Annotated in this window: 1 protein-coding gene; it reads left to right on the top strand. The window is 75.6% G+C overall.

Features of this window, described 5'->3' with window-relative positions; all coding sequences use genetic code 11:
- Positions 1–780 (top strand): peptidoglycan-binding domain-containing protein (locus AC2W7G_RS17590; RefSeq protein ID WP_485869571.1); only part of this gene is annotated, 780 nt, incomplete at both ends.

Below are 780 nucleotides of genomic sequence, written 5' to 3'. Positions count from 1 at the left end.
CCGCCGGTGCGCCAGCCGGCCGAGCTGGACGTCGTGCCGGCCTACGTGCCGCAGTCGTCCTGCTCGCCCACGGAGAAGCCCGGCGTGCGGCGGCTGCGCGTCCTGGTGCTGCGCACCTACCGGGCCGGGCACTCCGGAGGCAGCGTGCGCGTGTGCCGCACGGCCGACTCCGAGCACCTCGAGGGACGTGCCTGGGACTGGATGCTCGACCCGGAGGTGGCCCGTGACCGCAAGGCCGCCGCGGACTTCCTGGCCTGGCTGACGCGGGACGGCGGCGCCAACGCCCGCCGTCTCGGCGTCATGTACGTCATCTACAAGAAGCGCATCTGGGCGTCCTACCGCGCGCAGGACGGCTGGCGTCCGTCGTGGGGCCACGAGGACCACATCCACGTCTCGCTGTCGTGGGACGGCGCCCAGGGCCGGACGTCGTTCTGGCGCGGCCGGGCCCTGCTGACCCAGGACCTGGGCCCGTGCACGCACTTTCGCGGCACGTACTCGGTGCTGCGCTCGACCCGGCGGGTCGGCGAGTGCGAGGTGGCGGCGGTGGGCGCGCTGCGGCGCGTGCGCCTGGCGACCAAGTCGTACGGCACCACCGGCCGGGCGGTGCGGACGGCTCAGCGGCTGTTGCACGTGCGCCGGACGGGCACGTTCGACGGCCGGACGTGGCGTGCGGTGCGCCGCTACCAGCAGCGTCACGACCTGCCGGTGACCGGCGCGATGGACGCCGCGACCTGGGGCGTCGCTCGCGCCCACGACCGTCCGGCGGGACGCCGGCGCCGG

This window comes from Aeromicrobium sp. PFPM2_SD2, assembly GCF_057364525.1.
Note: the sequence above shows the minus strand (reverse complement) of the source record. Positions and strands in the feature narration are given on the sequence as shown.